Annotated in this window: 20 protein-coding genes and 1 pseudogene; 5 read left to right on the plus strand and 16 right to left on the minus strand. The window is 72.6% G+C overall.

From position 1 onward, the window contains the following. Positions 1 to 167: 167 nt before the first annotated feature. The 5 genes from DES41_RS33595 to DES41_RS33615 all read right to left on the minus strand — a co-directional run bounded on the left by DES41_RS33595 (position 168) and on the right by DES41_RS33615 (position 5,518). Positions 168 to 1,127: a Csu type fimbrial protein gene (locus DES41_RS33595; RefSeq protein WP_147283038.1), complete on the minus strand. Its 960-nt coding sequence runs from the start codon at positions 1,125 to 1,127 to the stop codon at positions 168 to 170. Between the two features lie 23 nt (positions 1,128 to 1,150). Further along, complete coding sequence (locus tag DES41_RS33600; protein WP_170168372.1) at positions 1,151 to 3,517, minus strand: fimbria/pilus outer membrane usher protein; 2,367 nt, start codon at positions 3,515 to 3,517, stop codon at positions 1,151 to 1,153. Between the two features lie 7 nt (positions 3,518 to 3,524). Further along, complete coding sequence (locus tag DES41_RS33605; protein WP_114471982.1) at positions 3,525 to 4,298, minus strand: fimbrial biogenesis chaperone; 774 nt, start codon at positions 4,296 to 4,298, stop codon at positions 3,525 to 3,527. 8 nt (positions 4,299 to 4,306) lie between these two features. Next, positions 4,307 to 4,870 (minus strand): Csu type fimbrial protein, encoded by a 564-nt coding sequence (locus tag DES41_RS33610; RefSeq protein ID WP_114471983.1) that lies wholly within the window; start codon positions 4,868 to 4,870, stop codon positions 4,307 to 4,309. Positions 4,871 to 4,933: 63 nt separating this feature from the next. Further along, positions 4,934 to 5,518, minus strand: a complete 585-nt coding sequence (locus tag DES41_RS33615; RefSeq protein ID WP_114471984.1) for a Csu type fimbrial protein — start codon at positions 5,516 to 5,518, stop codon at positions 4,934 to 4,936. Positions 5,519 to 5,892: 374 nt separating this feature from the next. Between DES41_RS33615 and DES41_RS33620 the strand changes: the two genes are divergently transcribed. After that, the gene (locus DES41_RS33620) at positions 5,893 to 6,522 is read left to right on the plus strand and encodes a DUF4142 domain-containing protein (protein WP_245965997.1); all 630 of its coding nucleotides are present in this window, start codon (positions 5,893 to 5,895) and stop codon (positions 6,520 to 6,522) included. A gap of 42 nt (positions 6,523 to 6,564) precedes the next feature. Here DES41_RS33620 and malQ read toward each other — a convergent pair whose 3' ends face one another. The 4 genes from malQ to glf all read right to left on the minus strand — a co-directional run bounded on the left by malQ (position 6,565) and on the right by glf (position 11,837). Then, positions 6,565 to 8,661 carry a 4-alpha-glucanotransferase gene (malQ, locus tag DES41_RS33625; RefSeq protein ID WP_114471985.1) on the minus strand — a complete coding sequence of 699 codons (2,097 nt, stop codon included), beginning with the start codon at positions 8,659 to 8,661 and terminating at the stop codon, positions 6,565 to 6,567. Continuing rightward, positions 8,658 to 8,807, minus strand: coding sequence for a hypothetical protein (locus tag DES41_RS38620; protein WP_170168373.1), 150 nt, complete (start codon positions 8,805 to 8,807; stop codon positions 8,658 to 8,660). The genes malQ and DES41_RS38620 overlap by 4 nt, the downstream gene beginning before the upstream one ends. Before the next feature lie 62 nt (positions 8,808 to 8,869). Next, entirely contained in the window at positions 8,870 to 10,633 is a 1,764-nt protein-coding gene (locus DES41_RS33635) for an ABC transporter ATP-binding protein (RefSeq protein ID WP_245965998.1), read from the minus strand. Beyond that, on the minus strand, positions 10,620 to 11,837 hold the full coding sequence (gene glf, locus DES41_RS33640; protein WP_114471987.1) for a UDP-galactopyranose mutase: 1,218 nt from the start codon (positions 11,835 to 11,837) through the stop codon (positions 10,620 to 10,622). Before glf ends, DES41_RS33635 begins: the two co-directional genes overlap by 14 nt. Positions 11,838 to 12,171: 334 nt before the next feature. On the opposite strand from glf, the gene DES41_RS33645 reads away from it, so the two are divergent. The 3 genes from DES41_RS33645 to DES41_RS33655 are packed head-to-tail and all read left to right on the plus strand — an operon-like array spanning position 12,172 to position 16,537. Beyond that, entirely contained in the window at positions 12,172 to 13,308 is a 1,137-nt protein-coding gene (locus DES41_RS33645) for a glycosyltransferase family protein (RefSeq protein WP_245965999.1), read from the plus strand. A 16-nt stretch (positions 13,309 to 13,324) separates the two neighbouring features. Beyond that, positions 13,325 to 14,149, plus strand: coding sequence for an ammonia-dependent NAD(+) synthetase (gene nadE, locus DES41_RS33650; protein ID WP_245966000.1), 825 nt, complete (start codon positions 13,325 to 13,327; stop codon positions 14,147 to 14,149). 12 nt (positions 14,150 to 14,161) lie between these two features. Continuing rightward, entirely contained in the window at positions 14,162 to 16,537 is a 2,376-nt protein-coding gene (locus tag DES41_RS33655; protein ID WP_147283039.1) for a glycosyltransferase family protein, read from the plus strand. On the opposite strand, the gene DES41_RS33660 is transcribed toward DES41_RS33655, so the two are convergent. The 3 genes from DES41_RS33660 to DES41_RS33670 all read right to left on the minus strand — a co-directional run bounded on the left by DES41_RS33660 (position 16,534) and on the right by DES41_RS33670 (position 18,905). Further along, positions 16,534 to 17,109 (minus strand): DUF2934 domain-containing protein, encoded by a 576-nt coding sequence (locus DES41_RS33660; protein WP_114471990.1) that lies wholly within the window; start codon positions 17,107 to 17,109, stop codon positions 16,534 to 16,536. The genes DES41_RS33655 and DES41_RS33660 overlap by 4 nt on opposite strands. A 144-nt stretch (positions 17,110 to 17,253) precedes the next feature. Then, on the minus strand, positions 17,254 to 18,141 hold the full coding sequence (locus DES41_RS33665; RefSeq protein WP_114471991.1) for an NAD(P)H-hydrate dehydratase: 888 nt from the start codon (positions 18,139 to 18,141) through the stop codon (positions 17,254 to 17,256). Next, positions 18,138 to 18,905: a histidine phosphatase family protein gene (locus DES41_RS33670; RefSeq protein ID WP_114471992.1), complete on the minus strand. Its 768-nt coding sequence runs from the start codon at positions 18,903 to 18,905 to the stop codon at positions 18,138 to 18,140. Before DES41_RS33670 ends, DES41_RS33665 begins: the two co-directional genes overlap by 4 nt. A gap of 252 nt (positions 18,906 to 19,157) precedes the next feature. On the opposite strand from DES41_RS33670, the gene DES41_RS33675 reads away from it, so the two are divergent. Continuing rightward, complete coding sequence (locus DES41_RS33675; RefSeq protein ID WP_114471993.1) at positions 19,158 to 19,670, plus strand: ferritin-like domain-containing protein; 513 nt, start codon at positions 19,158 to 19,160, stop codon at positions 19,668 to 19,670. Positions 19,671 to 19,752: 82 nt separating this feature from the next. On the opposite strand, the pseudogene DES41_RS33680 reads toward DES41_RS33675, so the two are convergent. The 4 genes and pseudogenes from DES41_RS33680 to DES41_RS33695 all read right to left on the minus strand — a co-directional run bounded on the left by DES41_RS33680 (position 19,753) and on the right by DES41_RS33695 (position 23,572). Further along, positions 19,753 to 20,716 (minus strand): annotated as a pseudogene (locus DES41_RS33680) (manganese catalase family protein). A gap of 76 nt (positions 20,717 to 20,792) precedes the next feature. Continuing rightward, positions 20,793 to 21,746: an NAD(P)/FAD-dependent oxidoreductase gene (locus DES41_RS33685; protein WP_114471994.1), complete on the minus strand. Its 954-nt coding sequence runs from the start codon at positions 21,744 to 21,746 to the stop codon at positions 20,793 to 20,795. A 93-nt stretch (positions 21,747 to 21,839) separates the two neighbouring features. Beyond that, the gene (locus DES41_RS33690) at positions 21,840 to 22,835 is read right to left on the minus strand and encodes a chemotaxis protein CheB (RefSeq protein ID WP_114471995.1); all 996 of its coding nucleotides are present in this window, start codon (positions 22,833 to 22,835) and stop codon (positions 21,840 to 21,842) included. A 341-nt stretch (positions 22,836 to 23,176) separates the two neighbouring features. Then, positions 23,177 to 23,572: a KGG domain-containing protein gene (locus tag DES41_RS33695; RefSeq protein ID WP_114471996.1), complete on the minus strand. Its 396-nt coding sequence runs from the start codon at positions 23,570 to 23,572 to the stop codon at positions 23,177 to 23,179. Positions 23,573 to 23,716: the final 144 nt, after the last annotated feature.

Raw genomic sequence — 23,716 nt, forward strand, 5'->3', positions numbered from 1 at the left:
TGTTCGGCTAGCGGGCTATTCTCCGCCGCTGTTGTATCAAGCGGAGCGCAAGTTGTCACATTTTTCGATGGCGCTGTGACGACAAGCGGCTCGGCGTGCGCCAACACCGCACCGCTGCCAGCAGTCCGGACCTTCAGGAGCTTTTCGGCGCGCCCAGTTTGGGCGGTTCAGAAACTCACGTCGACAACGACGTTGTCGGTGTAGGTGCCCGGCGCGGGGTTGGCCTGGTCCTGGTAGATGCGCGCGCTGTACGGAATGGTCTGCACGCTGTTGCCCGTGGCCGGCGCCGGTCCCGGCGCGCGCGTGGCGGGGTCGGCACTGCCCCAGACCGTGTTGTCCACCTTGAAGATGTCGTAGGCCAGCCGCGAGGTGCCCGACGCCATGCGGCGCCGGCCGCCGCTGGCGTAGCTGCCTGGCGACATGCCGACCGTGTAGACCATGTTGCGGCTGCACTGCAGGCTGACGTTTTGCGACACCGTGGGAAAGCCGGCAAGCAGCGGTGCGCTGCCGAACGCGACAGGGGGCGCCGTGATGGTGCAGTCGTTGCTGACGGTCATCGAGATCGTCAGGTTCCGCACGCTGGTGCCGGTGTTGGCGATGCCCACGCACAGGCCGAGTGCGCCGATCAGGCCTTCGCAGATGTTGGCGTAGGTCCAGGTCACCTGCACGGTGTCGGTGTACACGCCCGCCGGGATGTTCGGCCCCGGCGTGGTGGCGATGTACAGCGGCACGTTGGTGCTGCTGCCCGAGGCCAGCAGGCCGACCAGGTTGGCGCCGTTCAGATCCACCACCAGCGCGCCGCTGCTGTAGCCGGTGCTGTACCCGGTGTTGCTGTAGATCTGGTAGGGGATCTGGTAGCTGCTGTTGGTGGTGTTCTTGAGCGTCAGGCCGGTGGTGGCCGCCTGCAGCTGACCCTTGAGCGTGGGCGTGCCGTTCAGCAGGGCCAGCACCACGCCCGTGCAGCTGAAGTTGAAGAGGGCCGATGTCGTCACCGTGGGGCCGCCCGCCACGCGCTGCGTGGCCACGCTGGGCAGCAGCCCGCCGGTTTCTGCCATGGTGCAGGCCCGCGCGCCAAGCGGGCTGAGTGCAGCCAGCGCCAGGAGCAGGGCCACAGGCGGGCGTCGCATGGTGGGGTGCAGCTGGTTCAAGGTCAGCGCCCTTGCTGCGCGTTGGGCGGCAGGGGGCGGCACACCAGCGGGCCGAGCCGGGCCACCCCCGTGGCCTGCTCCGCCAGCGTGAAACGCGCGCGGCAGCTCGGCACGCCCGCACCACGCACCAGCAGCTCGTTGTCCTGGGCCAGGCCCTCCAGGTACACCTGGCCGTCCCAGCCCAGCGTGGCGCTGCGGCCCGAGCCCAGCAGCTGCACCGACATGCCCACCGGCAGCGGCTGGCCGGCGGAATCCACCAGCGTGATGCTGGCCGCACGCACCTGCTGGATCGGAAAGCGCAGCAGCGCGCCGCTGCCCGCGCCCAGCAGCACCCGCTGCTCGGATTGGGCGACCTGCAGGTCCTCGGGCAGGTCCAGCAGATCGATCTCGAAGCGCGCCGGGTAGTAGGCGTTGACGCCGGGCACCAGCAGGTGGCCGCGCGCGTCGGTGCGGCCGATCACCTGGTTCTCGAAGCGCACCGGCACATCGCCCACCCCGGTGGCGACCAGCGCGAAGGCGTCGTTGATGCGGTTGGCGGCGAACCAGCCGCCGTCCATGGCCACGAGGGAGCCACTGGCACCGGCCCAGGTGGCGCTGCGCCCGCCCTGGGCGTAGGCGCCGCCCTGCAGTTGCAGGTGGTCGCCGCGCCAGGTCATGCTGCCCTGGCGGTAGTCGTCCGGGCCGGCGCCGTTGGCGTACGAGAGGTTCCACCCCAGGCCACCGGCCGGAGGCGGCGTGCGGCTGTACTGCAGCTGGCGGCCGAAGCCGTTGCGGTCGCGCGTGCCCACCACGCTCATCGCGCCGCGATCGCCGAGCAGCAGCGTCCATTGCAGCTGCACCAGGTAGTCGTCCGTGCCCAGCGCCTTGTTCAGGTTCATCGACACGAAGCTGCTGCTGCCCAGCGCACGCGAATAGCTGGCCGTGGCCACGCGGCTGCGCGCGCCGTCACGCGCCCGCGCGTCGAAGTAGCCGATGGCCACCGCGCCGAGCGCTCCCAGCGAGAGGCTGGTGGTCAGCTGGGTGTTGCTGCGGCCCGCGCTGGCGCCGGCGTCCCGGTCGAGGTCGGCCAGGTCGCGCCAGCCGGCGCTGCGCTGCGTGTGCTGCAGGGCCAGGCCGAAGCGCTGGGCGTTGTACTGGTAGCCCGCCGTCCATTGCACGCCGTTGCCACCGTGCGCCAGCGCGCCGTTGAGCACGCCGTAGCGGCCCAGCGTGGCCACCGCGCCGCCACCGCCCACGGTGAGCCCACGCGCCAGTTCGCCGCGCGCCTCCAGCGTCAGTGCATCGCTCCAGCCGTAGCGCCAGCTGCCGCTGGCCACGGCACGGCCATAGCCGAAGCTGTCCTCGCCGTAGCCGCGCCGCAGCGCCCCGGCCGACACCGCGTAGTCGTCCGTGCCCCGCTTGAGCAAGGTGCTGGCCACGTAGAACGGCACCGTGGTCAGCACCTGGCGGCCGAGCGCGTCGGTGGTCACCACGGCCGCCTCGCCCGCGCCCGTGATGAAGGGCATGGTGTTGAGCGTGAAAGGCCCCGGCAGCACGTTCTCGCGGCCCGCCCGCTGGCCGTTGATGAACAGGTCCACGGCCGAGGGCACGGCGGCCTGTCCCGAGAAGGTGGGCAGCGGATAGGGCACGAGGTCGGGCCGGATCGCGAAGTTGCGCGCCACCTGGATGCCGCCGATGCGCACGGCGCTGCCCCAGGGCAGCGTGGCCGTGATGAGGTCGCCGGCGGTGACGGTGCGCACGGCGTCGGTGTCCGAGTAGCGCCAGCTGGTGTCGTAGCGCAGGTAGCCCTGGCTGCCGGAGAAGTTGCCACTGGCGCCGGACCGTGTGTGACGGGCCACGCCGGTGTTGGACCACAGGCCCGAGCGGCCGAACCAGCGCTGCTCCGTCCACAGCGCGGTGCTGGATTCGGCGCGGCCCGGGTTGCTGGCGTACAGCTCGTAGTTCAGCAGGAAGCCGCGGCCCACCAGCGGGCGCAGCCGGTCGACCGGGCCGCCTGCGCCCAGCTGCTGCTCGGGCAGCCAGGTGGGCGGCAGCATCAGCTCCAGCCGCTGGGCCACGCTGTCGTAGCGCACACCCAGGCCGTCGATGCGGTCCACCGCCACCAGCTCGGCACCGGTCGCGGGCGTGCGCACATGCAGCGCGCGCAGCGTGTCGGCGGCCACGTGGTAGCTGCCGTTCTTCACCAACACGGGCACGACCTGGCCGGTGGCCTGCTGGTTGACCACGAGCTCCAGATACAGCGTCGCCCCGCCCAGCGTGGCTGCGGCGCCGGGCTGCGGCGGCGGTGGCAGCCCCTGGGCCCGGGCGCAGGCACAGGCGCAAGCCGTCACCGCAGCCGCCAGAGCGATGGAGGGCGCCAGTCCATGCATCGTGCCGCTACTGCGCCACGAAGGCGGTGGCGGCTTCGGCGTTGTTGACGCGCGCCTGCGGGACATGGCCGGGCGGCGGTGCCTGGTCGAGCTTCCAGCGCATCTCGGCGCCCGGCAGCACATAGCCGAGCAGGCCGGGGTTGACGGTGACCACGCTGTCGCCGCGCACCCACTGCACGGCCGTGAGGCGCGCATGGGCGCGTCCGTCGTTGCGCACGAACAGGTAGTGCCCGTCCATGCCGCGCTCGGTGCGCCAGCGCAACTCGGCCCTGGCGGCCGTCGCAGGGTCGCGTGGCTTGTCGGCACGCGGCTTGGTCCAGTGGTTCTTGCCCGAGACGAACAGCGGCACCGAGTAGCGGATCTGCAGCTTGATGCCCATGGCGCTGCCTTGGCGCTGGCCATCCTCGGCGCCGTCGGCGTTCGGCAGTTCGTCCACCAGCACGCGGTACGCGAGTTCGGTGCCGTCGGGCGCAGGCCGGGTGTTCATGAGCCGCACCAGCTGGCGCTGGCCGGCCGGCACCACGGCCATGGGCGGGCTGGCGATCACGGTTTCCTGCGGCGCGTAGCCGTCGATCCGGTCGGCCTGGCTCCAGGCCAGCACCCGGATCTGCAGCGACATCGGCTGCTGGCCGCGGTTCTCCAGCCACAGGGCCGCGGCGCGCTGGTCCTCCTCGATGACCGGGTCGAGCGGCCAGATCATCAGCGAGGACTGGGCCTGTGCCTGGGCCGTGGCCAGGCAGCCCGCCAGGGCCAGCGCTTGCAGGCGGTGGGGGCGCGACATCGGCTTTCCTACCAACTGAAGATGACCTGCAGCGTGTCGGTGTAGTTGCCCGCCGGCAAGCCGGCGCCCGGTGCGCTCGCGCGGCCGTAGACCGGCACCAGCGTGGGCCCGGCGCTGGCATCCACAGACACTCCCACGCCCGGCGCCACGACGGCGCCGCCACCGGGCTGGGTGGTCAGCATGTAAGGAAGGTAAGAGCTGCCGTAGCGCATGCGGCGCTGGCCGCCCACGGCGTTCTGGCCGCCGTCGATGGTCATCGTGACCGTGGCGCCCGGCGTGCACTGCACCTGCGCGGGGCTGGCCGCCATGCCGATGGCGGCGTCGTAGTTGCCCGCCTGCACGGCCGGGTGGCTGCCGAAATCGAGCTTGCCGAAGCCGATGCCGCTCGTCTGGGAGACGTTGCCCACCACCCAGCAGCCCGACGAGACGGTCGCGCTAACCAGGAAGTTGGCGGTGGTGGGCACCTTCGTGCTGGCGCGCGACGGGCCACTGCCCGTGAGGGCCAGCACTGCGCCACAACCCAGCGCGGCAAGCCGCATCGCCATCTGCACGGAATCCATTCCTTGCAACATGGCCGAATTTTGAACCAATCCCCCCTAATTTCGTGCTAGGGATCGCCCGAATGTGTGAATACGTCACCAAGCCAGTGTGACCTGCAGCACATCGGTGTAGGTGCCGGACACGAGTGCGGCCGGGCTCGTCTTGTTGATGCGGCCATAGATCGGCAGTGGCAGGGCCACGCCAGTGCCCGGCAGCGTCACGCCGACAGCGCTGGCGCTGGTCGGGTAGGCGCTGGTCATGCCGGCGTCGCTGTAGACCTCGTAGGGCAGGTAGCTGGAGGTGCCCAGCTTCATGGCACGCGAGCCGATGCCGACCGAGCCGCCCTGGCCCGCGTTGTTGCCGCCGCTGACGGTGATGGACAGGGAGGTCACGTCGGGCGAGCACAGGATCTGGGTGGCACCGGCGCCGCCGGCACCGCCCGAGGAGGTCGCGGCCAGGATGCCGGTGAAGGTGGCCGGCTGGGTGCCGAAGTCCAGGGTGCCGAAGTTCACGCCGGTGGCGCCGGCGCCGGGAGCGCCGGAAACGATGCAGCCGGCTTGCAGGGTCATCTGGGCGTTGAGCTGGCCGGCCAGCGAGCCGGCGGCGATCACATTGGACGAAGCCAGCACCGCCAGGGCGGACAGGGCAGCCAGGGAGATCTTGGTGGCGGTGCGTTGCATGGTGAACCTCGTTGCGGTGGGTTGTGGGGGTGGCGGATCGCTGTGATCCGATGGGTTGAATTGTTCAACCCGGGTGCCCTGCAACCGTGGAGCAACGGTGGCGCTTTGTGGCGCAGTACGACACAGTCGCGCCACATTTGGCCGGTCCGGCGTGCGGCCCGGCGGGTGGCCTGGGGGTCCTTCGCGCCCCCGTGCAAGGCCGCGGCGCCGTGCCAGCGCCATGCGCTGCTGGTGCCACGCTGACCGCTTGAGAGAGACCGGCGACCGCTCGCCTGCGGCTTCACGCGTGCAGCGGGCCGCACTCGCGCACTGCCGCGGGCGGGAACGCCCTTTGCCCTGGCAGCCAGGTCTTTCAATCCAAAGGAGCAACACGCATGACAGGCATCATCCGCAAGACACCGCTGGCACTGCGCCTGGGCATGGGCGGCACCGCCCTGTGCCTGGCGCTGGCGGCGGCGGCACAGACCGGCCCAGCCACACAGGGCGGCACCGCGGCCGGGCAGGGCGCCGGCAGCGAACGCGCGGGCCGTGCGGCGTCGCAGCTGTCGCGCGCCGACACCGCCTTCATGAAGCAGGCGGCCGAGAACAACCACGCCGAGATCGAGAGCAGCAAGCTGGCCATGCAGAAGGCCAGCGATCCGGCGGTCAAGGGCTTTGCCCAGCAGATGGTGGCCGACCACGGCAAGACCGGCCAGGAACTCGCCGCCCTGGCCAGTGCCAAGGGTGTGGAGCTGCCGGACGGGCCCTCGCTGATGCAGAAGGCCAAGCTCAAGCTGCTCGAGGCGGCCGACGGTGCCGACTTCGACCGCCGCTATGCCGAGACCATGGGCCTGGCCGCCCACCGCGACACCATCGCGCTGTTCCAGAAGGCGGCCAAGGAGGCGCGCGACCCCGAAGTCAAGGCCTTCGCCACCAAGACGCTTCCAGCGCTGCAGGGCCACCTGGACATGGCGCAAAAGCTGCCGGCCGCCCATGACGCCGGCAAAGGCCACGGCAAGCGTTGAGCGTGTAGAAACGGCGGCAACTTCTGCCGGCCGGCGCGCCCTTCAGGGGGCGCGCCAGCTGCGCCGGGCCAGTGCCTGGACCACCGCCTGCAGGCCAGGGTGGTCGGCCAGCGCCTCCAGCGCCGGGCCCAGCTTGCGGCGCCAGTTCGGGAACTGGTCTTCGCGCGTGCCGGGCAGGTTGACCTGCAGCGGCTGCAGCGTGGCGTCCTCCAGCTGCACGCCGAGCAGCCAGCACGGCGTGCCCGCAAGGTAGGCGTGGACGGCCGCCAGCAGCGCGGTGTCCACCTGCGCCGGCGCATCGGCAGCGGCCGGCCACAGCCCGGCCTGGGCCAGCGCCTGCAGCAGGGCCTGGCGCACGGCGGCGCGCTGGCGTTGGGCGGCCGGCAGGTCCACGTGCTGCCCCAGCTGCTGTTGCAGCTGCAGGTCCAGGCCCTGCCAGAAGCCGGCCAGCGTGGGCAGGTCGTGTGTGCCGAAAGCCGCAAAGGCCTGGGCCGGGAAGCCGGCCGGCGCCGTGAAGCGGCCCTGCGCGTCCTGCGCGAACATCAGCGGCCGGTACGACAGCACGCAGCCCTGCTGCATGGCCGTCTGCATCTCGGCCGGCACCGTGCCCAGGTCTTCGCCCACCACCAGGCAGCGCTGGCGGTGGCTCTCCAGCGCCAGCAGGCCCATCAGGTCCTCGGCGGGATAGCGCACGTAGACGCCGCCATCGGCGCCGGTCCAGAACAGCCGCATCAGCACCATCACATGGTCCAGCCGCAGCGCACCGGCGCTGCGCATGTTGGCGCGCAGCGTGTCGATGAAGGGCTGGTAGCCGGTCGCGCGCAGGGCCGGTGGGGTGGGCGGCGCCAGGCCCCAGTCCTGCCCCGAGGGCTGCAGCAGGTCTGGCGGCGCACCGATGCGCATGTCCAGTGCGTACAGCTGCGGCCGCAGCCAGGTTTCCGAGCCGCCGGGGTCCACGCCGACCGCCAGGTCGCGGTACAGGCCGATCGGCATGCCGGCGCGGCGTGCATGCGCCTGCACATCGGCCAGCTGCTGCTCGGCCAGGAACTGCAGCCACATGCGGTAGCGCACGCTGTCCGCATGCATGGCGCAGAAGGCCTGCACGGCCGCGCCCTGCGGGTCGCGGTAGTCCTCGGGCCAGTCCTGCCAGCCGCCGATGCCGCTGTGGCGCTGTGCCAGGTGCGCCTGCAGCGCCTCATAGATTGCGTGCATGCCCAGCCGCGCGCGCTGCTCCAGCAGGAAGGCACGGAAGGCGCGGCTGCCGGCCGCAGGCCAGGCGTGCTGCGCATCGACATGGCGCCAGACCACGGCCAGCAGCTCCTCCTTGGCGGCGGCCACGGCGGCGTAGTCCACGAGTTCGCCGTCGCGCAGGGCCTGCAGGCGCTGCTGGTAGGCCGCATCGTTCCAGAGCACGCGGGCCTCGGCGCAATCGCTGGCGGCCACCACGGCCTCCAGGTCCAGGTACAGCGGGTTCAGCGCCAGCCGGCTGGAGGGGCTGTAGGGGCTCGCACGCTCCGGCTGGTGCGGGAACAGCGCATGCAGCGGATTCAGCCCGATGAAGGCCGCGCCTTGGGCGGCCGCCAGGTCCACCAGCCGGCGCAGGTCGCCGAAGTCGCCGATGCCGCAGTTGTGCGCCGAGCGCAGCGCGTACAGCTGCACCGTGTAGCCCCACCAGCGCGCGCCGTGCTGCAGCGCTGCCGGTGCCCAGCAGCGCGCGGGCGCCACGGCCACGCGGCATTGCTGGCGGCCCGCGGCCGTGCGCACGCGCAGCCGGTAGTAGCCCGGCGCCAGCGCGGCAGAGTGGGCGATGCTGGCCGTGCCAGCAGCGAAGGCCACGGCGCCGTGCGCCAGTGCCGGGGCGCCGACCAGTTCTTCGTCCTGCAGCTCCCATTGCGCGGGCGTGTCGTCGGTGGCCTGCCAGCGCAGCTGCAAGGGCTGGCCTTCGCGCAGCACGTGGCAGGCCGGCAGGCCGGCCGGCGTGCCGGGCCCGTCCGGCGCCATGCCCATGGCGGCCAGCGCACGCCGCAGCGCCGCCTCGGGCACCCGGCGCTCGCTGCCGTCGAAGGCCTCGTAGCGCTCCAGCACGCCGGCGGCGGCGGCGCAGCGGGCCCAGTCCTCGGGCGATGCGCCGGCGCTCACAGCGCGGTCTCCCGGCCGATCGGCGAGCGCGCGGCCAGGCCGCGGCAGGCCGCGCCGCTGCGCGCCGCTGGCGCCCACCGCCGCAAGCCCGCGCCGCCCTCGCAGCGGACCGGAAGGCCGAAGGGCATGGGATGGCTGGCGTGCATGGCGGATTCCTCTGGTGGGCGCGGTGTGGCGGTGCGCTGGCCGGCAAACGCCGTGCCCGGGTTCATCCCGTCTCCAGGCCTTCGGCCTGCATCGCCCACAGCTGGGCGTACAGGCCGCCGGCCCCGCGCAGCTGCTGGGGCGGGCCGTCCTCGACGATGCGGCCCTCGGCCATCACGAGGATGCGGTCGAAGCCGGCCACGGTGGACAGCCGGTGCGCCACGGCCAGCACGGTGCGGCCCCGCATGAGCCGGTCCAGCGCGCGCTGGATCTCGCCTTCCGAGCGGCTGTCCAGTGCCGAGGTGGCCTCGTCCAGCAGCAGGATGGGGGCGTTCTTGAGCATGGCCCTGGCGATGCCGATGCGCTGGCGCTGCCCGCCCGACAGCCGCGCGCCGCGCTCGCCGACCACGGTGGCATAGCCCTGGGCCAGCGCGCGGACGAAGCCGTCGCAATGCGCGTCGCGCGCCGCCTGCAGCACCTCTGCGTCCGTGGCCTGCGGCCGGCCGTAGCGCAGGTTCTCCATGACCGAGCGGTGCAGCAGGCTGACGTCCTGCGGCACCACGCCGATGGCCGCCCGCAGCGAGGCCTGCTGCACCTGCGCAATCGGCTGCCCGTCCACCAGGATGCGGCCCGCGTCCGGATCGGCCGTGCGGGTGATCAGCCGCAGCAGCGTGGACTTGCCCGCGCCCGAAGGCCCGACGATGCCCACGCGCTGCCCGGCCGGGATGTGCAGGTCCAGGCCGCGAAACACCGCCGGCTGGCCCGGATAGGCGAAGCGCAGCGCCTCGATGCGGATCTCCCCGGGCCCGGCGGCCAGCGGCGCGGCGCCGGCGCCATCGGCCACCTCGTGCGGCACGGCCACGGCCTGCAGCATGTCGGCGATCACGCCGAACTGCTGCGACGCATCCACCAGCGACAGCGCCAGGTCGCGCGAGCCATGCAGGATGCGGAAGGTCAGCGCGCTGACCACCACCACGTCGCCGGGCATGGCCTCGCCGGCCCGCCAGGCCTGCACCACCCAGGCCAGCATGCCGCCGGCCATCAGCCACAGGCACAGGTCGTGCGCGGCACGCACCTTTTCCAGGTAGAGCCAGCTGCGCCGCTGCGCCTGCGCCTCCAGGCCGAAGGCCGCCTGCAGGCGGCGGTGCTCGCGTGCGCGGGCACCGAAGGCCTGCACCGTCCAGATGTTGGCCACCACGTCCACCAGTTCGCCGCCGACCTGCGCGGCCTGCTCGGCGAACCGCTGCTGCAGCGGCCGGGCGCGCCGCCCGAAGCGCGCCAGCACCACCCCCATGACGGCGACGAAGCCCGCCAGGGCCAGGGCCATGCGCACATCCACCGTCCACAGCACCACCACCGCGCCCACGAAATCCACGCAGGGCGGCAGGATCTTCCACACCAGCGTGCCGAGGATGGAGCCGGTCGCGCCCGCCGTGGCCGTGACGCGGTTGCCCAGCGATCCGGCCATGTGCCGCGAGAAGTAGTCCTGCGAGTGGCCCGAGAGGTGGCGGAACATGTCCAGCCGCACGTCCACGCCGGTGGCCACCACCGCGTGGCAGCCGAGCCAGCCGCCGAGCCGCCAGCACAGGCTCTCGGCCGCGATCAGCACGATGAACAGGGCCAGCCAGACCCAGATCGCGCGGCTGTGCCGATCGCCCAGCGCCATCGCGTCGACGATGAGCTTCATGCCGTACTGCACGCCGACCGAGCAGGCCGCGCCGGCCACGATCAGCAGGCCCAGCGTGCCGAACAGCAGCGGGCGCCGCCGCACGTAGTGCCACAGGAAGGCCGCCGGGCGCGCCGGCAGCAGCGCCTCAGCCGCCGGCAACGGCGGGCAGCTGCGGCGGCAGCAAGCTGGGCAGCAAGGCCTGCTGCCCGCAGGGGTCGGCCGTGCAGTCGGCGCTGCGCTGGGCTGCCTGGGCGATGCGCGCGAACAGCGCCAGGCTCTGCGCCACCACCTGGTCCATGTTGTAGTAGCGGTAGGTGCCCAGGCGGCCGGTGAAGGTGACGCCGGGCGTCTGCTCGGCCAACTGGGCATAGCGCTGGTAGAGGGCGGCGTTCTCGGGCGCGGGGATGGGGTAGTACGGGTCGCCCTTGTCGGTGGGGTACTCGTGCGTGATGCTGGTACGCGGGTGGCGCTGGCCGGTCAGGTGCTTGTACTCGGTGATGCGCGTGTAAGGCACCTCGGGCGCGGGGTAGTTCACCACCGCCACCGGCTGCAGCCATTCCTGGTCCAGCGTGCGGTGCTCGAAGCGCAGCGAACGGTAGGGCAGCGGGCCGTAGCAGCAGCCGAAGTACTCGTCGACCGGGCCGGTGTAGACCAGGTGGCGCCAGCGCACGGCGCCGCCCAGGTCGGCGTGGTCCGTGCCCGGCAGGAAGTGGATGTTCGGGTGGTCCACCATGCGCTCGAACATGCGCGTGTAGCCCTCCAGCGGCATGCACTGGAAACGGTCCTGGAAGTAGCGGTCGTCCGCGTCGGTGCGCGTGGGCACGCGGGCGGTGACCGACTTGTCCAGCTGCGTCGCGTCGCGGCCCCACTGCTTGCGCGTGTAGCCCTCGAAGAAGGTGCGGTACAGCTCCTCGCCGACCTGGCTGACCACCACATCGCGCGCACTGCGCAGCTCGGGCAGTGCTGTAGCCCGTGCGGCAAGAAATGCCGCCACGCCGGCGCTGTCCAGCGACAGGCCGTAGAGCCGGTTGATGGTCGTGAGGTTGATCGGCATCGGCAGCTGCTGGCCCTGCACGTCGGCCAGCACGCGGTGCTCGTAGGGCCGCCAGCGCGTGAACTGCGAGAGATAGTCCAGCACCTTCTGCGCGTTGGTGTGGAAGATGTGCGGCCCGTAGCGGTGGACCAGCACGCCGGCCGCATCGTGGAAATCGTAGGCGTTGCCACCCAGGTGGTCGCGCCGGTCGATCAGCAGCACCCGCAGGCCCAGCTGGCTGGCCAGCCGTTCGGCGAGCACGCATCCGGCGAAGCCGGCACCCACGATCAGGTAGTCGAAGGTCTCGGGGGCGTGGGACGTGGCGGGCATGGTGTTCCTTGTGGAGGGGAGAGGGGGGACCCCCTGCCAAGGGCAACCGGCATGCCCGCTTCCCGCGCGGCTGGCGCGCCCATGGCCCGGCCACGATCCACCGGTGGCGACGCGCATGGCGTTCGCCGTGGTGGCCGGTGGCGGGCGCAGCCGACCGGCCGGCCGATGGCGGAACCAGGCCGGGCAAGCCGTTTGCCCCAGGCACCGCGATGGCAGCCACCAGCTTCACCGCACCACCACCGGCCCCCGGGCCAGCGCACGGCCGACCCGCGCGCACGGCGGCCGGCCGCCCAGGTTCGACCTCTTCCCATCCACCCCGTCACAAGGACACGCCGTGCTCCCCTTGCTCGTCTTCTCGCACCTGCGCTGGCAGTTCGTCTACCAGCGGCCGCAGCACCTGCTGTCTCGGCTGGCCGCGCGCCGGCCGGTGCTGTTCTTCGAGGAGCCCGTCACCGGGGCCGAGCGGCCCTGGCTCGCGCATGCGCAGACGCCCGAGGGCGTGACGGTGTTGCGCCCGCACGTGTGCGGCCAGGCGCCCGGCTTCGACGACGCGCACCTGCAAGTCCTGCGGCAAATGGTGCAGGAGGCCGTGCAGGACCATGCGCTGCGCACGCACCTGCTGTGGTTCTACACGCCCATGGCGCTGGGGCTGGCCGCCGACCTGCGGCCGCGCGGCGTGGTGTACGACTGCATGGACGAGCTGTCGGCCTTCGACGGGGCGCCGCCGCAGATGCTGGAGCGCGAGAGCGCCCTGCTGCAGGTGGCCGATGTGGTGCTGACCGGCGGGCGGAGCCTGTACGAGGCCAAGCGCGAGCGCCATGCCGAGGTGCATTGCCTGCCCAGCAGCGTGGACGCCGCGCACTTCGCGCAGCAACCGCCGGAGCATCCCAGCCAGGCGGCCCTGCCGCATCCGCGCCTGGGCTACTACGGCGTGATCGACGAGCGGCTGGACCTGGGCCTGGTCGCCGCACTGGCCGATGCCCATGCCGACTGGCAGATCGTGATGGTCGGCCCGGTGGTCAAGATCGACGCGGCCACGCTGCCGCGCCGGCCCAACCTGCACTGGCTGGGCGCACGCAGCTATGCCGAGTTGCCGGCGCACCTGGTCGGCTGGGACGTGGCGCTGCTGCCGTTCGCGCTCAATGCCTCCACCCGTTTCATCAGCCCGACCAAGACGTTCGAGTACCTCGCGGCGGGGCGGCCCTGCGTCAGCACGCGCATCCGGGACGTGGCCCGCGCCTATGGCCCCGAGGTGGCCATCGCCGACGGGCCGGCGGCCTTCGTCGCGGCGTGCGAGCGCATCCTCGCCTGGTCGGCGGCCGAGCGCGCGGCCTTCGCCGCGGCCGCCCGCGCCCGGGTGGCCAGCACCTCGTGGGACCGCCAGGTCGAGCGCATCGAGGCCTTGCTGGCGCGCTTCGAGCCGCAGGAAGGCCTGGAGCAGGTCGATGCGTCGCCCGCGCTCACGTCCTGAGGGGTCGGCAGCTGTGATGGATGCACGCCCTTCCCAGGCCCAGGTGCTGCAGGAACTGCAGGTCCTGCGCGACTTCGACCCCGGCCCGGAGCTCGAGCGCCGCGTGGCCTTCCTCGCCGAGGACCTGCGCGCCAGCGGCCGGCGCGCGCTGGTGCTGGGCATCAGCGGCGGTGTCGATTCGCTGGTGGCCGGCGCCATGGCGCAGCGCGCCGTCTCGCGGCTGCGCGCGGCCGGCACGCGCGCGGAGTTCGTCGCCATGCGCCTGCCCTACGGACGGCAGCATGACGCGGCCGAGGCGGCACGCTGCATCGCCTTCATCGCGCCCGACCGCGTGCACGAGGTGGACGTGCAATGCACGGTGGACGCACTGCGCGCTGCGCTGCTGGCGGCCGGCGTGGACCTGGGCGATGCCGGCACGGCGGACTTCCTGGTCGGCAACATCAAGGCCCGCGCGCGCATGGTGGCGCAGTACGCCGCGGCCGGCGCATGCGACGGGCTGGTCATCGGCACCGACCACGCGGCCGAGGCCTTGATGGGCTTCTTCACCAAGCACGGCGACGGCGCGGCCGACGTCCTGCCGCTGGCCGGGCTCTCCAAGCGCCGCGTGCGTGCGCTGGGCCTGGCGCTGGGTGCGCCGGCAGAGCTGGTCATGAAGGTGCCCACGGCCGACCTGGAAAGCCTGGCGCCGCTCAAGCCGGACGAGCAGGCCTTCGGTGTCTCCTACGACACCATCGACGACTACCTCGAAGGGCTGCCCATCGATCCTGCGGCCGAGCGGCGCATCGTCGCGCAGTACCTGGCGACGGCGCACAAGCGGGCGCCGGCGCGCCGGCCGGCGTAGCGGGGCGCCCGCATGCAGGAGACCTGGGGCAGGGAGGCTGCCGGCGGAAGCTTCCCACAGTGCGGGCCGTGGCAGCCGGTGGCGCTGCGCTCGTTCTGGATGGGCGGCTTCGAGGGGGCCGACCACCTGGACCCGCAGAACCGCCCGCTCGACATGGCCCGCGCGCACGGCCACCTGGCGCATCTGGAAGAAGACTATGCCCGCGCCGCTGCGGCCGGCCTGCGCACCGTGCGCGAGAGCATCGGCTGGCGCCTGAGCGAGCCGCGGCCCGGCGTGTTCGATCTGGCACGCCCGCTGCAGATGGCGCGTTGCGCCCGCCGCCATGGCCTGCAGATCCTGTGGACCGTGATGCACTACGGCACGCCGCCCGACGTGGACCTGCGCGACGACGCACTGATCGACCGCTTTGCCGCCTTCGCCGCGGCGGTGGCGCGCGCGCTGGGCGGGCAGGGCGAGGAGCCGCCCGTCTACACCCTGGTCAACGAGATCAGCTTCCTGGCCTGGGCCGCGGCGCACACCAACATGCTCGGGGGCTACCGGGGCGGCGACGCGCGCGAGCCCGGCGGCGGCGCCAGCGGCTACGAGATCAAGCGCCGCCTGGTGCGCGCCACGCTCGCGGCCACCGAGGCCGTGCGCCGCATCGATCCGCAGGCGCGCTTCCTGCAGATCGAGCCGCTGGTGCATGTGGTGGCGCCGCATGGCCGGCCCGAGCTGGCGCCGCAGGCCGCGCTGGTGGCAGGCTACCAGTGGCAGGCCTGGGACCTGCTGTCCGGCCGCGCCGAACCAGGCCTGGGCGGTGGTCCCGAGATGCTGGACCTGCTGGGCGCCAACCACTACCACAGCGGCCAGTGGGAGGTGGAGACCGAGCAGCGGCTGTGGTGGCATGCGCGCGACCCGCGCCGCCGCGGCCTGGATGCACTGCTGCACGACGCCTGGCAGCGCTACGGCCGGCCACTGCTGGTGACCGAGACCAGCCACGTGGGCGCAGGCCGCGCCGCCTGGCTCAGCGACGTGGCCTGCCAGGCGCTGCACGCCCGCACCGCCGGCGTGCCGCTGCTGGGCCTGTGCCTGTACCCGCTGGTCGATCGGCCGGACTGGAACGATGCGCGCGCCTGGCACCACAGCGGCCTGTGGGACGTGGCGCAGCCGCCGCAGGCGCACCAGCCGTTCGAGCGTCTGCTGCACCGCCCGTATGCGCGCGCGCTGGCGCTGTGGCAGCAGCGCCTGCCGGCGCCGGCCGCCGTGCCCGGGCGGCCGACGCTGGCCGTGTTCTCGCACCGCCCCTGGGACCTGCTGCAGCACCGCACGCTGCACCTCATGACGGAGCTGGCGGCCGACCACCGCATCCTGTTCATCGACCCGCCCGTGCACGCCGAAGGGCCGGCGCGGCTGCTGTGCAGCTGCCCCTGGCCGGGCGTGCAGGTGCTGCAGCCGCTCGTGCCCGGCAGCACCGGAAGCTTCGACGGCGCACCGCCGCACGCCATGGCCGCGCTGCTGGCCAGGACGCTGGGGCCCGATGCGCTGGCCTGGGCCTGCACGCCCCTGGCCCTGCCGCTGCTGCGCGCCCTGCGGCTGCGCCCGGCCGTCTACGACTGCGCCGAGGGCCCGCCCCTGGGCGCCGCTGCGCCGCGCTGGCGCTTGCTGCAGGCGCGGCTGCTGCGCGAGGCAGCGCTGGTCTGCGCGGCCGGCCCGGCGCTGGCGCGTGCACTGGCGCCGCATGGCCGGCGCGTGGACCACCTGTTCCAGGCCGTGGATGCCGCGCACTTCGCCCCGGCGGCAGTGGCGCCCGGCGCCAGCGAGGCGCAGGAGGCGGCGCGCCTGTTGGGCGGGCTTTCCGGCCCGCGCATCGGCCATGTCGGGCGCATCGGCACGCACGTGGACCTGGCGCTGCTGGCCGCCATCGCGGACGCGCGGCCGCACTGGCAGATCGTGCTGATCGGTCCGGTGGCGCTGGCGGACGGCACGCCGCTGCCGCAACGGCCCAACCTGCACTGGCTGGGGGCGCAGCCCTACAGCCTGCTGCCGGCCCTGCTGGCGCGCCTCGACGTGGGCCTGCTCGCCTGGCGCCGCGATGCGCACACCGTGCTGGCGCATCCGCCGCAGCTGCTGGAATTCCTGGCCGCGGGCAAGCCGCTGGTCAGCGTGCCCTTGCCCGATGTGCAGGCGCTCTACGCCGGCATGGTGGACACCGCCGAAGATGCTGCCGGCTTCGTGCGCGCCTGCGAGGCGGCGTTGCAGCGCTCGGGCGCATGCGAGCCGCACGCGCGGGCGCGCATCCAGGCCATGCTGGCGGGCTGCAGCTGGGAAGGCCGCGCGCAGGCTGTGCGCGCTCTGCTGCGGGGCCTGCCGGCGACGCGGACGCCGCAGCCCGCGGCGGACCTGGCTTAGGGCGCGCTGTTGCCGCCGCCGTCGATCTGGCGTTCGGCCTGCAGCCAGTCGTCGACCTCGCGGCCGGGCGCAAAGCCGCGTTCAGCCGCCAGCGCGTAGGCGGCCGCGCGAACCCGTTCCTCGCGGCCGTCGGCCTGGCCGTCGGAGGCGCCTGCGCCGTCCCCGGTCTGGCCCTGCGCGGCCTCGTGCTCGTGCAGGCTGGGCGCCACATTGGGGCCATCCGGCAGCGTCGCCGGGGCGTCCTGCAGGTCGGCAGGTGTGGGAGAGGGGTTGGATGTCGGCATGGCGTCTCCGTGTGGTTCGTTGGCTGGCAGGGCGGTGGGGCTGCGGCGGGGCTGGCCGCGCGCGGCGTCGTCGCGCGAGGGGCCGCTCAGCGCTTCGCGCTGCATGCGCTCGTGCTGGGCTGCGGGGGCGCCGCGCTCGCCCGCCGGGTACTCGTAGGCGGTGGTCGGCGCGTCGGCAGGTGCACGGCGCGCCGGCTGCCCTGCGCCTGGCGCGGGCGCCGGTGTCAGATCGCCTGGCCCGAGAGGCTGTGGCGCATGGCTGGGCTGCGGCTTGCTTGGCTTTTTCATTCGTTTGTCCTGGTGGTCGCGGGAGCGCGATGGTCATGGCCTGGGGGCAAGGCGCGTGCCCGGGCTCTGCGGGTGGAATCCGAGGCCGTGTCTTTCGAGCGGGCCGGACTTGCGCGGCTGGCAGCGGTGTGCACCGGGCGCGCCTCAGCCGGAGAGTTCGCGCAGGGCGCCCGGCAGCGCATCGCAGATCTCGCTGGCCAGGTAGCCCAGCGTGCCGTGCCGCGCGGCCAGGTGGGTCCCGGCCCGCGCGTGCGCCGCCACGGCCCAGGCCGCCGCCTGCTCGGGCGATGCGCCCTGTGCCGCCAGCCCGGCCAATGCCCCCGCGAGCACGTCGCCCGAACCCGAGGTGGCCAGGCCCGGCACGCGGCACTGGTGCCGCCAGGCGCGCCCGTCGGCGGCCGCAATGCAGGTCGTCGATCCCTTGAGCACGACGAGTGCGCCCCAGCGGCGGGCGCCAGCGTCGGCATGCCGGGCCGGGTCGGCCGCGATGGTCTCCTTGTCGATGCCGGTCAGGCCGGCCATCTCGCCCGCATGGGGGGTCAGCACGATGGGTTGGCTGAAACCGCGGCCGCTGCCCACCGCTTCCATCGCCAGCGCGTCCAGCACCACGACCGCCTGCGGAACATGCGCGAGCGCTGCAGCGAGGAAGTCCGGCACGCTGGCGGCATCCAGCATGCCGGGCCCGACCAGCACGGCGGACGTGCGCTGCGCCACGGCTTCGAGCAGCTCGGCGCCATGCGGTGCGAGACCGCCTGCGTCGGTTTCGGGCAACGCGACCACACGCGCCTCAGGCAACCGGAGTGCGATGCCCTGGGAGACGCTCTGCGGCACGGCCATCGACAACTTGCCGGCACCGGCGCGCAGCGCTGCCCGCGCCGCCAGCAGGGCCGCGCCCGGCATCTCGCGGCTGCCGGCGATCACCAGCACTTGCCCGCGCGACTCCTTGTCGCCCTCGGCGTCAGGGGACGGCAGCGCCCAGCCGCGCAGCAGCTCTGCACTGAGATCGACGGGCTCTGGCGGCTGCCGGCTCATGGTTTCGGCGCGGCCGGCGTGTCCGGCGCGACGGTGGCCTGGACGCCGGCCGCCTCGAGCGGCGCCAGGAAGTTCACGAGGTCCAGCTCCAGCCGCTGCTCGTCCTGGCTCAGCCGGTAGGAGGTGACGGAGCAGTTGGGCACGTCGCCCTCGGCATCGATGGCCAGGATCTGGCGCTCGTCCAGGCCTTCGATCAGGTAGCGCATGCAGTTGACCACCACCTGGTGCGCCACGATCAGCACGCGCTGGCCGCTGTACTCGCGGGTCACCATCTCGGTCAGGCTGCGCAGGCGCAGGATCACGTCGCACCAGCTCTCTCCGCCGGGCGGGCGGAAGTAGAACTTGCCCACATGCGCGCGCTGTTCGCTCAACGCCGGATGCTGCTGCGTGATGCCCAGGTGCGTCAGCCGGTCCAGGATGCCGAACTCCTTCTCGCGCAGGCGTTCGTCCTGGCGGGTCTGTACCGAGCGATCCCAGCCCTCGGCCGCCTCGGCCAGGATGCGCGCCGTCTCCATGGCGCGCAGGTAGGGCGAGCAGAGCACGACCTGAGGGCGCTGCTCCGGCGCCATGCGGCCGAACCACCGGCCCAGCGCACGCGACTGCGCCAGGCCCAGGTCGGACAGCGGCGTGTCGATGTCGCGGAAACGGATGTCGATGACGGGCAGCCCTGCGGCTTCGGCCTGGTCGCGCGCGACGTTGCCCGCACTCTGCCCGTGGCGCACGACCCAGAGAGTTTGCGGCCACGCCGGTGTCGTTGGTGTCATGCGGGCGATGTTCCGAGCGCAGCAGGGTGGGCGTTGTAGGTTCAGGACGCATCGTCGTGGCGGCTCCTGGCGCAGGGCGCGACCGGCCTGGCGCCCAGGGCGCGATGGCGTGGCGGCGACCCTGCTGGCCATGCAGTGAAGCGGCGGGAGCCAGGGAAGCGGGAATGCGGTTTGCCGGTCGGTCCGGCCGGTGGGCCGCCTCGGCGGCTGCCTCTGCGCACTTTCCCCCAACCCATTTGACGAAGGACTGCCATGACCACCCGAGCCGAAGAGAACCTGATGGACTGGTTGCGCGATGCGCACGCGATGGAAGAGCAGGCGGAGAAGATGCTGGCCGCCACGGCCGCCAGGCTGGAGAACTACCCGGTGCTGAAGCAGCGCATCGAGCAGCACCTGGAAGAGACGCGCCGCCAGGCGACGCTGGTGCGTGGCTGCATCGAACGGCGCGGCGGCGACACCTCCGCAGTGAAGGACTTGACCGGCCGCATCGTCGCCATGGCCCAGGGCATGAGCGGCATGTTCGTCACCGACGAGGTGGTCAAGGCCAGCATGAGCAGCTACGCGTTCGAGCACATGGAGATCGCCAGCTACCGCATCCTGGCGGCCGCTGCGGCCGTCTGCAACGATGCCGAAACGCAGCGCGTGTGCGAGCAGATCCTGCAGGAAGAGGTGGCCATGGCGGACTGGCTCGCCGCGCAGATGCCGGAGATCACCCGCGAGTTCCTGCTGCGCGACGAGACGCCCAACGTGACCGCGAAGCACTGACGCAGAGCCCCGCGCCGCCCGCACCCGGCGGCGGCGCTGCGCCGCAGCCCGGGCGACCGGGCGCGGCGCACCGTGCAGGCCGTCAGAGGCCGGCGGATGCCGGGGGCGTGGGGTCGGTGCTGCCGCCGGCCGGGGTCGGCTTGACGGCCCGCGTGATGTCGTTCAGGGCCGCGTCCTCGCCCATGCCCAATTCGGCACCGGTGAGCGGGTCGCCGGTCGTCACCGACGCAGTGCGCGAGGCCATCTGCTGCACCACGGTTTCCTCCGCCGCAGCGAGCGCCACGGTGGGCAGGCCCGTGCCGCCGTCCACCGCGGCCTGCTGGTCGCGGTCCGAGACGAACTGCCAGCGCTCGCCCGCGTTCCACGGGCCGCGCACCGCGTCGCCTTCGCCCTGCGACATGTTGAAGTACACGCTGGTGAAGCGCGGATCGCCTGGCGTCTTGCCGGGCGGAAAGTTCGGCGCGATGCTGTACAGCGCCTTCTCGAAGGACTTCTGGTGTGCGATCTCGCGCGTCATCAAGAAGCCCAGCGCCTCCTTCACGCCCGGGTCGTCGGTCAGGTTGATCAGCCGCTCGTAGACGATCTTGGCGCGCGCCTCGGCGGCGATGTTGGAGCGCAGGTCGGCCGTGGGCTCGCCGATGGTGTCGATGTAGGCCGCTGTCCAGGGCACGCCGGCGGAGTTGACCAGCGGCGGGCCGCCGCCGTAGAGCACCTGGGTCACGTGGCTGTCGTTGCCCGCGCCCGAGATCGCGCGGTACAGCTCGGCCTCGGTCTCCACGCCTTCGGCCAGCCGGCCCTTGGCGCCCTTGTTGAGCATGGCGACGATGGTGCCGATCACCTCCAGGTGGCTCAGCCTCGGTGGCGATGTCCATCAGCATGTCCTTGCGGCCCGGGTCGTCCTCGCCCAGGGCCTGGGTGAAGTAGCGGCAGGCTGCGGCCAGCTCGCCCTGCGGGCCGCCGAACTGCTCGAGCATGAGGTTGGCGAGGCCCGGATTGGTCTCGGTCACGCGGACCGTGTACTGCAGACGTTTGTTGTGCGAAAACATGGGTGAGAACTCCTGGTTGGTGGGGTGCAGCAAGCCGGCAATCGGCATGCCGCAAGGCGCGCACCGCGATGCCGTCTCAGCCCCCGCGCAACAGCGACCGGTGGATGGCCGTGGCGGCGATGGCCGCATTGCCGGCGGCCACCGCGACCTGGTTCAGGCCCTCGGCCACATCGCCCGCGGCATACAGGCCCTGCACGGTGGTGGCGCCGTGGCCGTCCACCCGCACGTAGCCGTCTTCGCCGCAGGCCGCGCCGAGCTGCAGCGCCAGCCCGTGGTGGACCTGCAGGCCGAGGGCGCAGTACAGCGAATCGCAGGTCGAGCGGGCCGGGCCATGGGTGACGGTGATGCGGCCGTCGCGGTAGTCGATCGCGTCGACCGCACCGGCGGCCAGGCGGACGCCGGCCTGCTGCAACCGGCCGGCGTCTTCGGGGCCGAGCGTGGCGCTTCCACCGTCGAGGAACAGCGTGACGTGCGGCGTGAAATGCCGCAGGAACAGCGCCTCGCCCACGCCGGCCGCGCCGTCGGCGTAGACGCCGACCGTCCGGTCGCGCACCTCGTAGCCGTCGCACACCGGGCAGTAGCGCAGTGCGCCGCGCGCCAGCGCATCGCGCATGTGCGGCGCGCGCGGCGCGATGTCGCGCACGCCGGTGGCCAGCAGCAGCCGCCTGCTGCGCACGGTGCCGCTGGCGCAGCGGACGACGAAGCCTTCGTCCGTGCGCTGTGCGGCCTGCGCCGTGTCGTGCAGCCAGGCCACGGGGTAGGGCGTGAGCTGGGCGCGCAGCGCGCCCAGCAGGTCGGCACCGGCAATGCCCTGCGGGAAGCCCGGGTAGTTGTGGCTCAGCGGCACCGCGGCCAGGCGGCTCTGCTGCGCATCGACCAGCACCACCGACCGCCGGAAGCGGGCGAGGTACAGCGCGGCCGTCATGCCGGCGGGCCCGCCGCCGACGATGGCGACGTCGGCGGCCAGGGCCGTGGGCGCTTCGCCGTGGGGCGTCGATCGGGCGGTGGGCAGGGCGGGGAATTCAGGCATCCCGCCGCCCGGCAAAACACGGTCCCGGGCCGTGCGGTCCAGGGGGCGGCAGCCACGTGGTGCGTCGTCCCGGCGCGGTCCTTCGCGCCGCGCTCAGGCCACCGGTGCGCGGGGCGGCCCTTCGACGAACCGACGCAACACCTGGATCGCGTGGGCCAGCTCTTGCGCTTCGCCCAGCGCCGCCTGTCCGCTGGCCGGCATCCGCGCCTCCTGGACCTCCGCCAGGCGGCGCAGGATCGCCTCCTTTTCCTGCAGCGCCCTCAGGCTGGCCCACAGCGCCGAGTCGGTGGTCTCCTCGCGTGCCGCGGCCAGGGTCCGCAGCGAGTAGGCATGGCCGGTGTGGCATGCAAACCGCACCGGCCGTTGGTCCTTCAGCTCGAACAACGAGCCGCCGCAATCGGGACAGGTGAAGACCGACGGCGCACCGATGGCTTTCAGGTGCCGCATGTCCGCGCCGCCGAAGCTGGCAGCGTGCTCGTCGCGCAACGCCTGGGTCGGTCCGCTGGCCGTCCGCCGTGGCTTGGCAAGGGCCAGTGTGCCCAGCAGGGCGGGCATGTCGTCCAGCGTTGCGAGGTGGTCCACCTCGACGTAGGCCAGCGCGCTCAGAGGCATGCTGGGCTCACGCGCGTCGTCGGGGTCCTGCACGACGGCCAGGCCCCCGCATTCCTTGATGGCCTTGAGGCCGGCGGTGCCATCGTCCAGCGTGCCCGTGAGCACCACACCGACGGCTCGCGCGCCGTATTCCATGGCGGCCGATCGGAACAGGGGGTCGATGGCCGGCCGGGTGTGATGGATCTTGGGACCTTTCCAGACGCGGATCCTTCCATGCTCGATCAGCATGTGGCTGTCCGATGGTGCGACGTAGATGACGCCAGGCTCCGGTACCTCGCCTGGTTCGCCGAACTTCGCGCGGTTCGGCCCCTTGTACGCCAGCAGATCGGGCAGGGCGCTGGGGTGTGCGCCAAGGTGTTGCACCAGGAGGATCGGCGCTGGAAAGTTGGCGGGAAGGTGGCCGGCGATCTTGAGCATCGCATCGACACCGCCGGCGGAGGCTCCGACGACGATCACGTTGTAGGCGGCAGGGGACACGGCAAGGACCTTTAGAAACTTGCGGCAAGCCTAGGGGCCGCGCGCTGCAGCGCGTGTAGGAATCCATGTGGCGACCTTGGGAGACGGAACCAGCAAGGGCGGGCTGCTGGCGATCGAGCCCGAAGTGCCGTGCAGTGGGCCCGCATCCATGCCCGCTGCCACGGGCAGGCGCAGACGCAAAAGTTGCGGCAATTCCTGCCGTCCGGGCCTGCGCCGGCGGCAGGCCGGCCGACGGACCCAGCTGGCGCCGCGAGCGCTCAGCCATAAGGAAAGGGCCGGCGCCCCACGGAGGCCCGGCCCGGCGCCAGCGGCCGCATCAGCGCGGCCTGGCGGTTGCACCCTCAGCGCTTGTCGTTCTTGTGGCTCTGCCGGCCGGCAGCGGCATGCTGTTCGCTGCTGCCACCGCGTGTGCCGCTCGAAGACCGGTCCGACGAACCGCTGTTGCTGCTGGCCTGGCCGCGCCCACCCGTTTGGTTGCCGCCGCCTTGGCTGCTTTCATTGCCTTGGCTGCCTTGGCCGCCATGGCTCCTGGAGCCTGCCTCGCGTGCCTCCGCGGAAGAGAACTCGTGTGCGTTGCCGCTGGCATGGGCCGCCTTGCCGCCCTGGCTTGCGATCTCGCGCTGTTTGTTCTCGTCCATCGATGCGAAACCCCGGTTGGACGTGCCGCCGCCTTGGTCGCCGCCCTGGTTGCCGCTGCCGTTGTTGTTGCCTTGGTTGGTGTTCTGGTTCGAAGCCATGCATTTCTCCTGAGGAAGTTGAAAGATCCCGGCGTTCGATGCGCCGGAGAAAGCACCTTATGCCTGGCCGTTTGCCTCGCCGATCCGAACATTCCTTGTCCGCGGGTCAGCATGGTCCGACGCGCGGTACCAGCGTCGTCGCGC

It is taken from the genome of Pseudorhodoferax soli, assembly GCF_003337555.1.
Taxonomy (GTDB): domain Bacteria; phylum Pseudomonadota; class Gammaproteobacteria; order Burkholderiales; family Burkholderiaceae_C; genus Pseudorhodoferax; species Pseudorhodoferax soli.

Bases quoted from the DNA above. Each gene is read 5' to 3' on its own strand.
- DES41_RS33685 (WP_114471994.1), bottom strand. From the start codon at position 21,746: ATGCCTGAATTCCCCGCCCTGCCCACCGCCCGATCGACGCCCCACGGC.
- DES41_RS33605 (WP_114471982.1), bottom strand. From the start codon at position 4,298: ATGTCGCGCCCCCACCGCCTGCAAGCGCTGGCCCTGGCGGGCTGCCTG.
- DES41_RS33670 (WP_114471992.1), bottom strand. From the start codon at position 18,905: ATGACACCAACGACACCGGCGTGGCCGCAAACTCTCTGGGTCGTGCGC.
- DES41_RS33600 (WP_170168372.1), bottom strand. From the start codon at position 3,517: ATGCATGGACTGGCGCCCTCCATCGCTCTGGCGGCTGCGGTGACGGCT.
- DES41_RS33695 (WP_114471996.1), bottom strand. From the start codon at position 23,572: ATGGCTTCGAACCAGAACACCAACCAAGGCAACAACAACGGCAGCGGC.
- DES41_RS33615 (WP_114471984.1), bottom strand. From the start codon at position 5,518: ATGCAACGCACCGCCACCAAGATCTCCCTGGCTGCCCTGTCCGCCCTG.
- DES41_RS33610 (WP_114471983.1), bottom strand. From the start codon at position 4,870: ATGTTGCAAGGAATGGATTCCGTGCAGATGGCGATGCGGCTTGCCGCG.
- nadE (WP_245966000.1), top strand. From the start codon at position 13,325: ATGGATGCACGCCCTTCCCAGGCCCAGGTGCTGCAGGAACTGCAGGTC.
- DES41_RS33620 (WP_245965997.1), top strand. From the start codon at position 5,893: ATGACAGGCATCATCCGCAAGACACCGCTGGCACTGCGCCTGGGCATG.
- DES41_RS33660 (WP_114471990.1), bottom strand. From the start codon at position 17,109: ATGAAAAAGCCAAGCAAGCCGCAGCCCAGCCATGCGCCACAGCCTCTC.
- DES41_RS33665 (WP_114471991.1), bottom strand. From the start codon at position 18,141: ATGAGCCGGCAGCCGCCAGAGCCCGTCGATCTCAGTGCAGAGCTGCTG.
- glf (WP_114471987.1), bottom strand. From the start codon at position 11,837: ATGCCCGCCACGTCCCACGCCCCCGAGACCTTCGACTACCTGATCGTG.
- DES41_RS33655 (WP_147283039.1), top strand. From the start codon at position 14,162: ATGCAGGAGACCTGGGGCAGGGAGGCTGCCGGCGGAAGCTTCCCACAG.
- DES41_RS38620 (WP_170168373.1), bottom strand. From the start codon at position 8,807: ATGCACGCCAGCCATCCCATGCCCTTCGGCCTTCCGGTCCGCTGCGAG.
- DES41_RS33675 (WP_114471993.1), top strand. From the start codon at position 19,158: ATGACCACCCGAGCCGAAGAGAACCTGATGGACTGGTTGCGCGATGCG.
- DES41_RS33595 (WP_147283038.1), bottom strand. From the start codon at position 1,127: ATGCGACGCCCGCCTGTGGCCCTGCTCCTGGCGCTGGCTGCACTCAGC.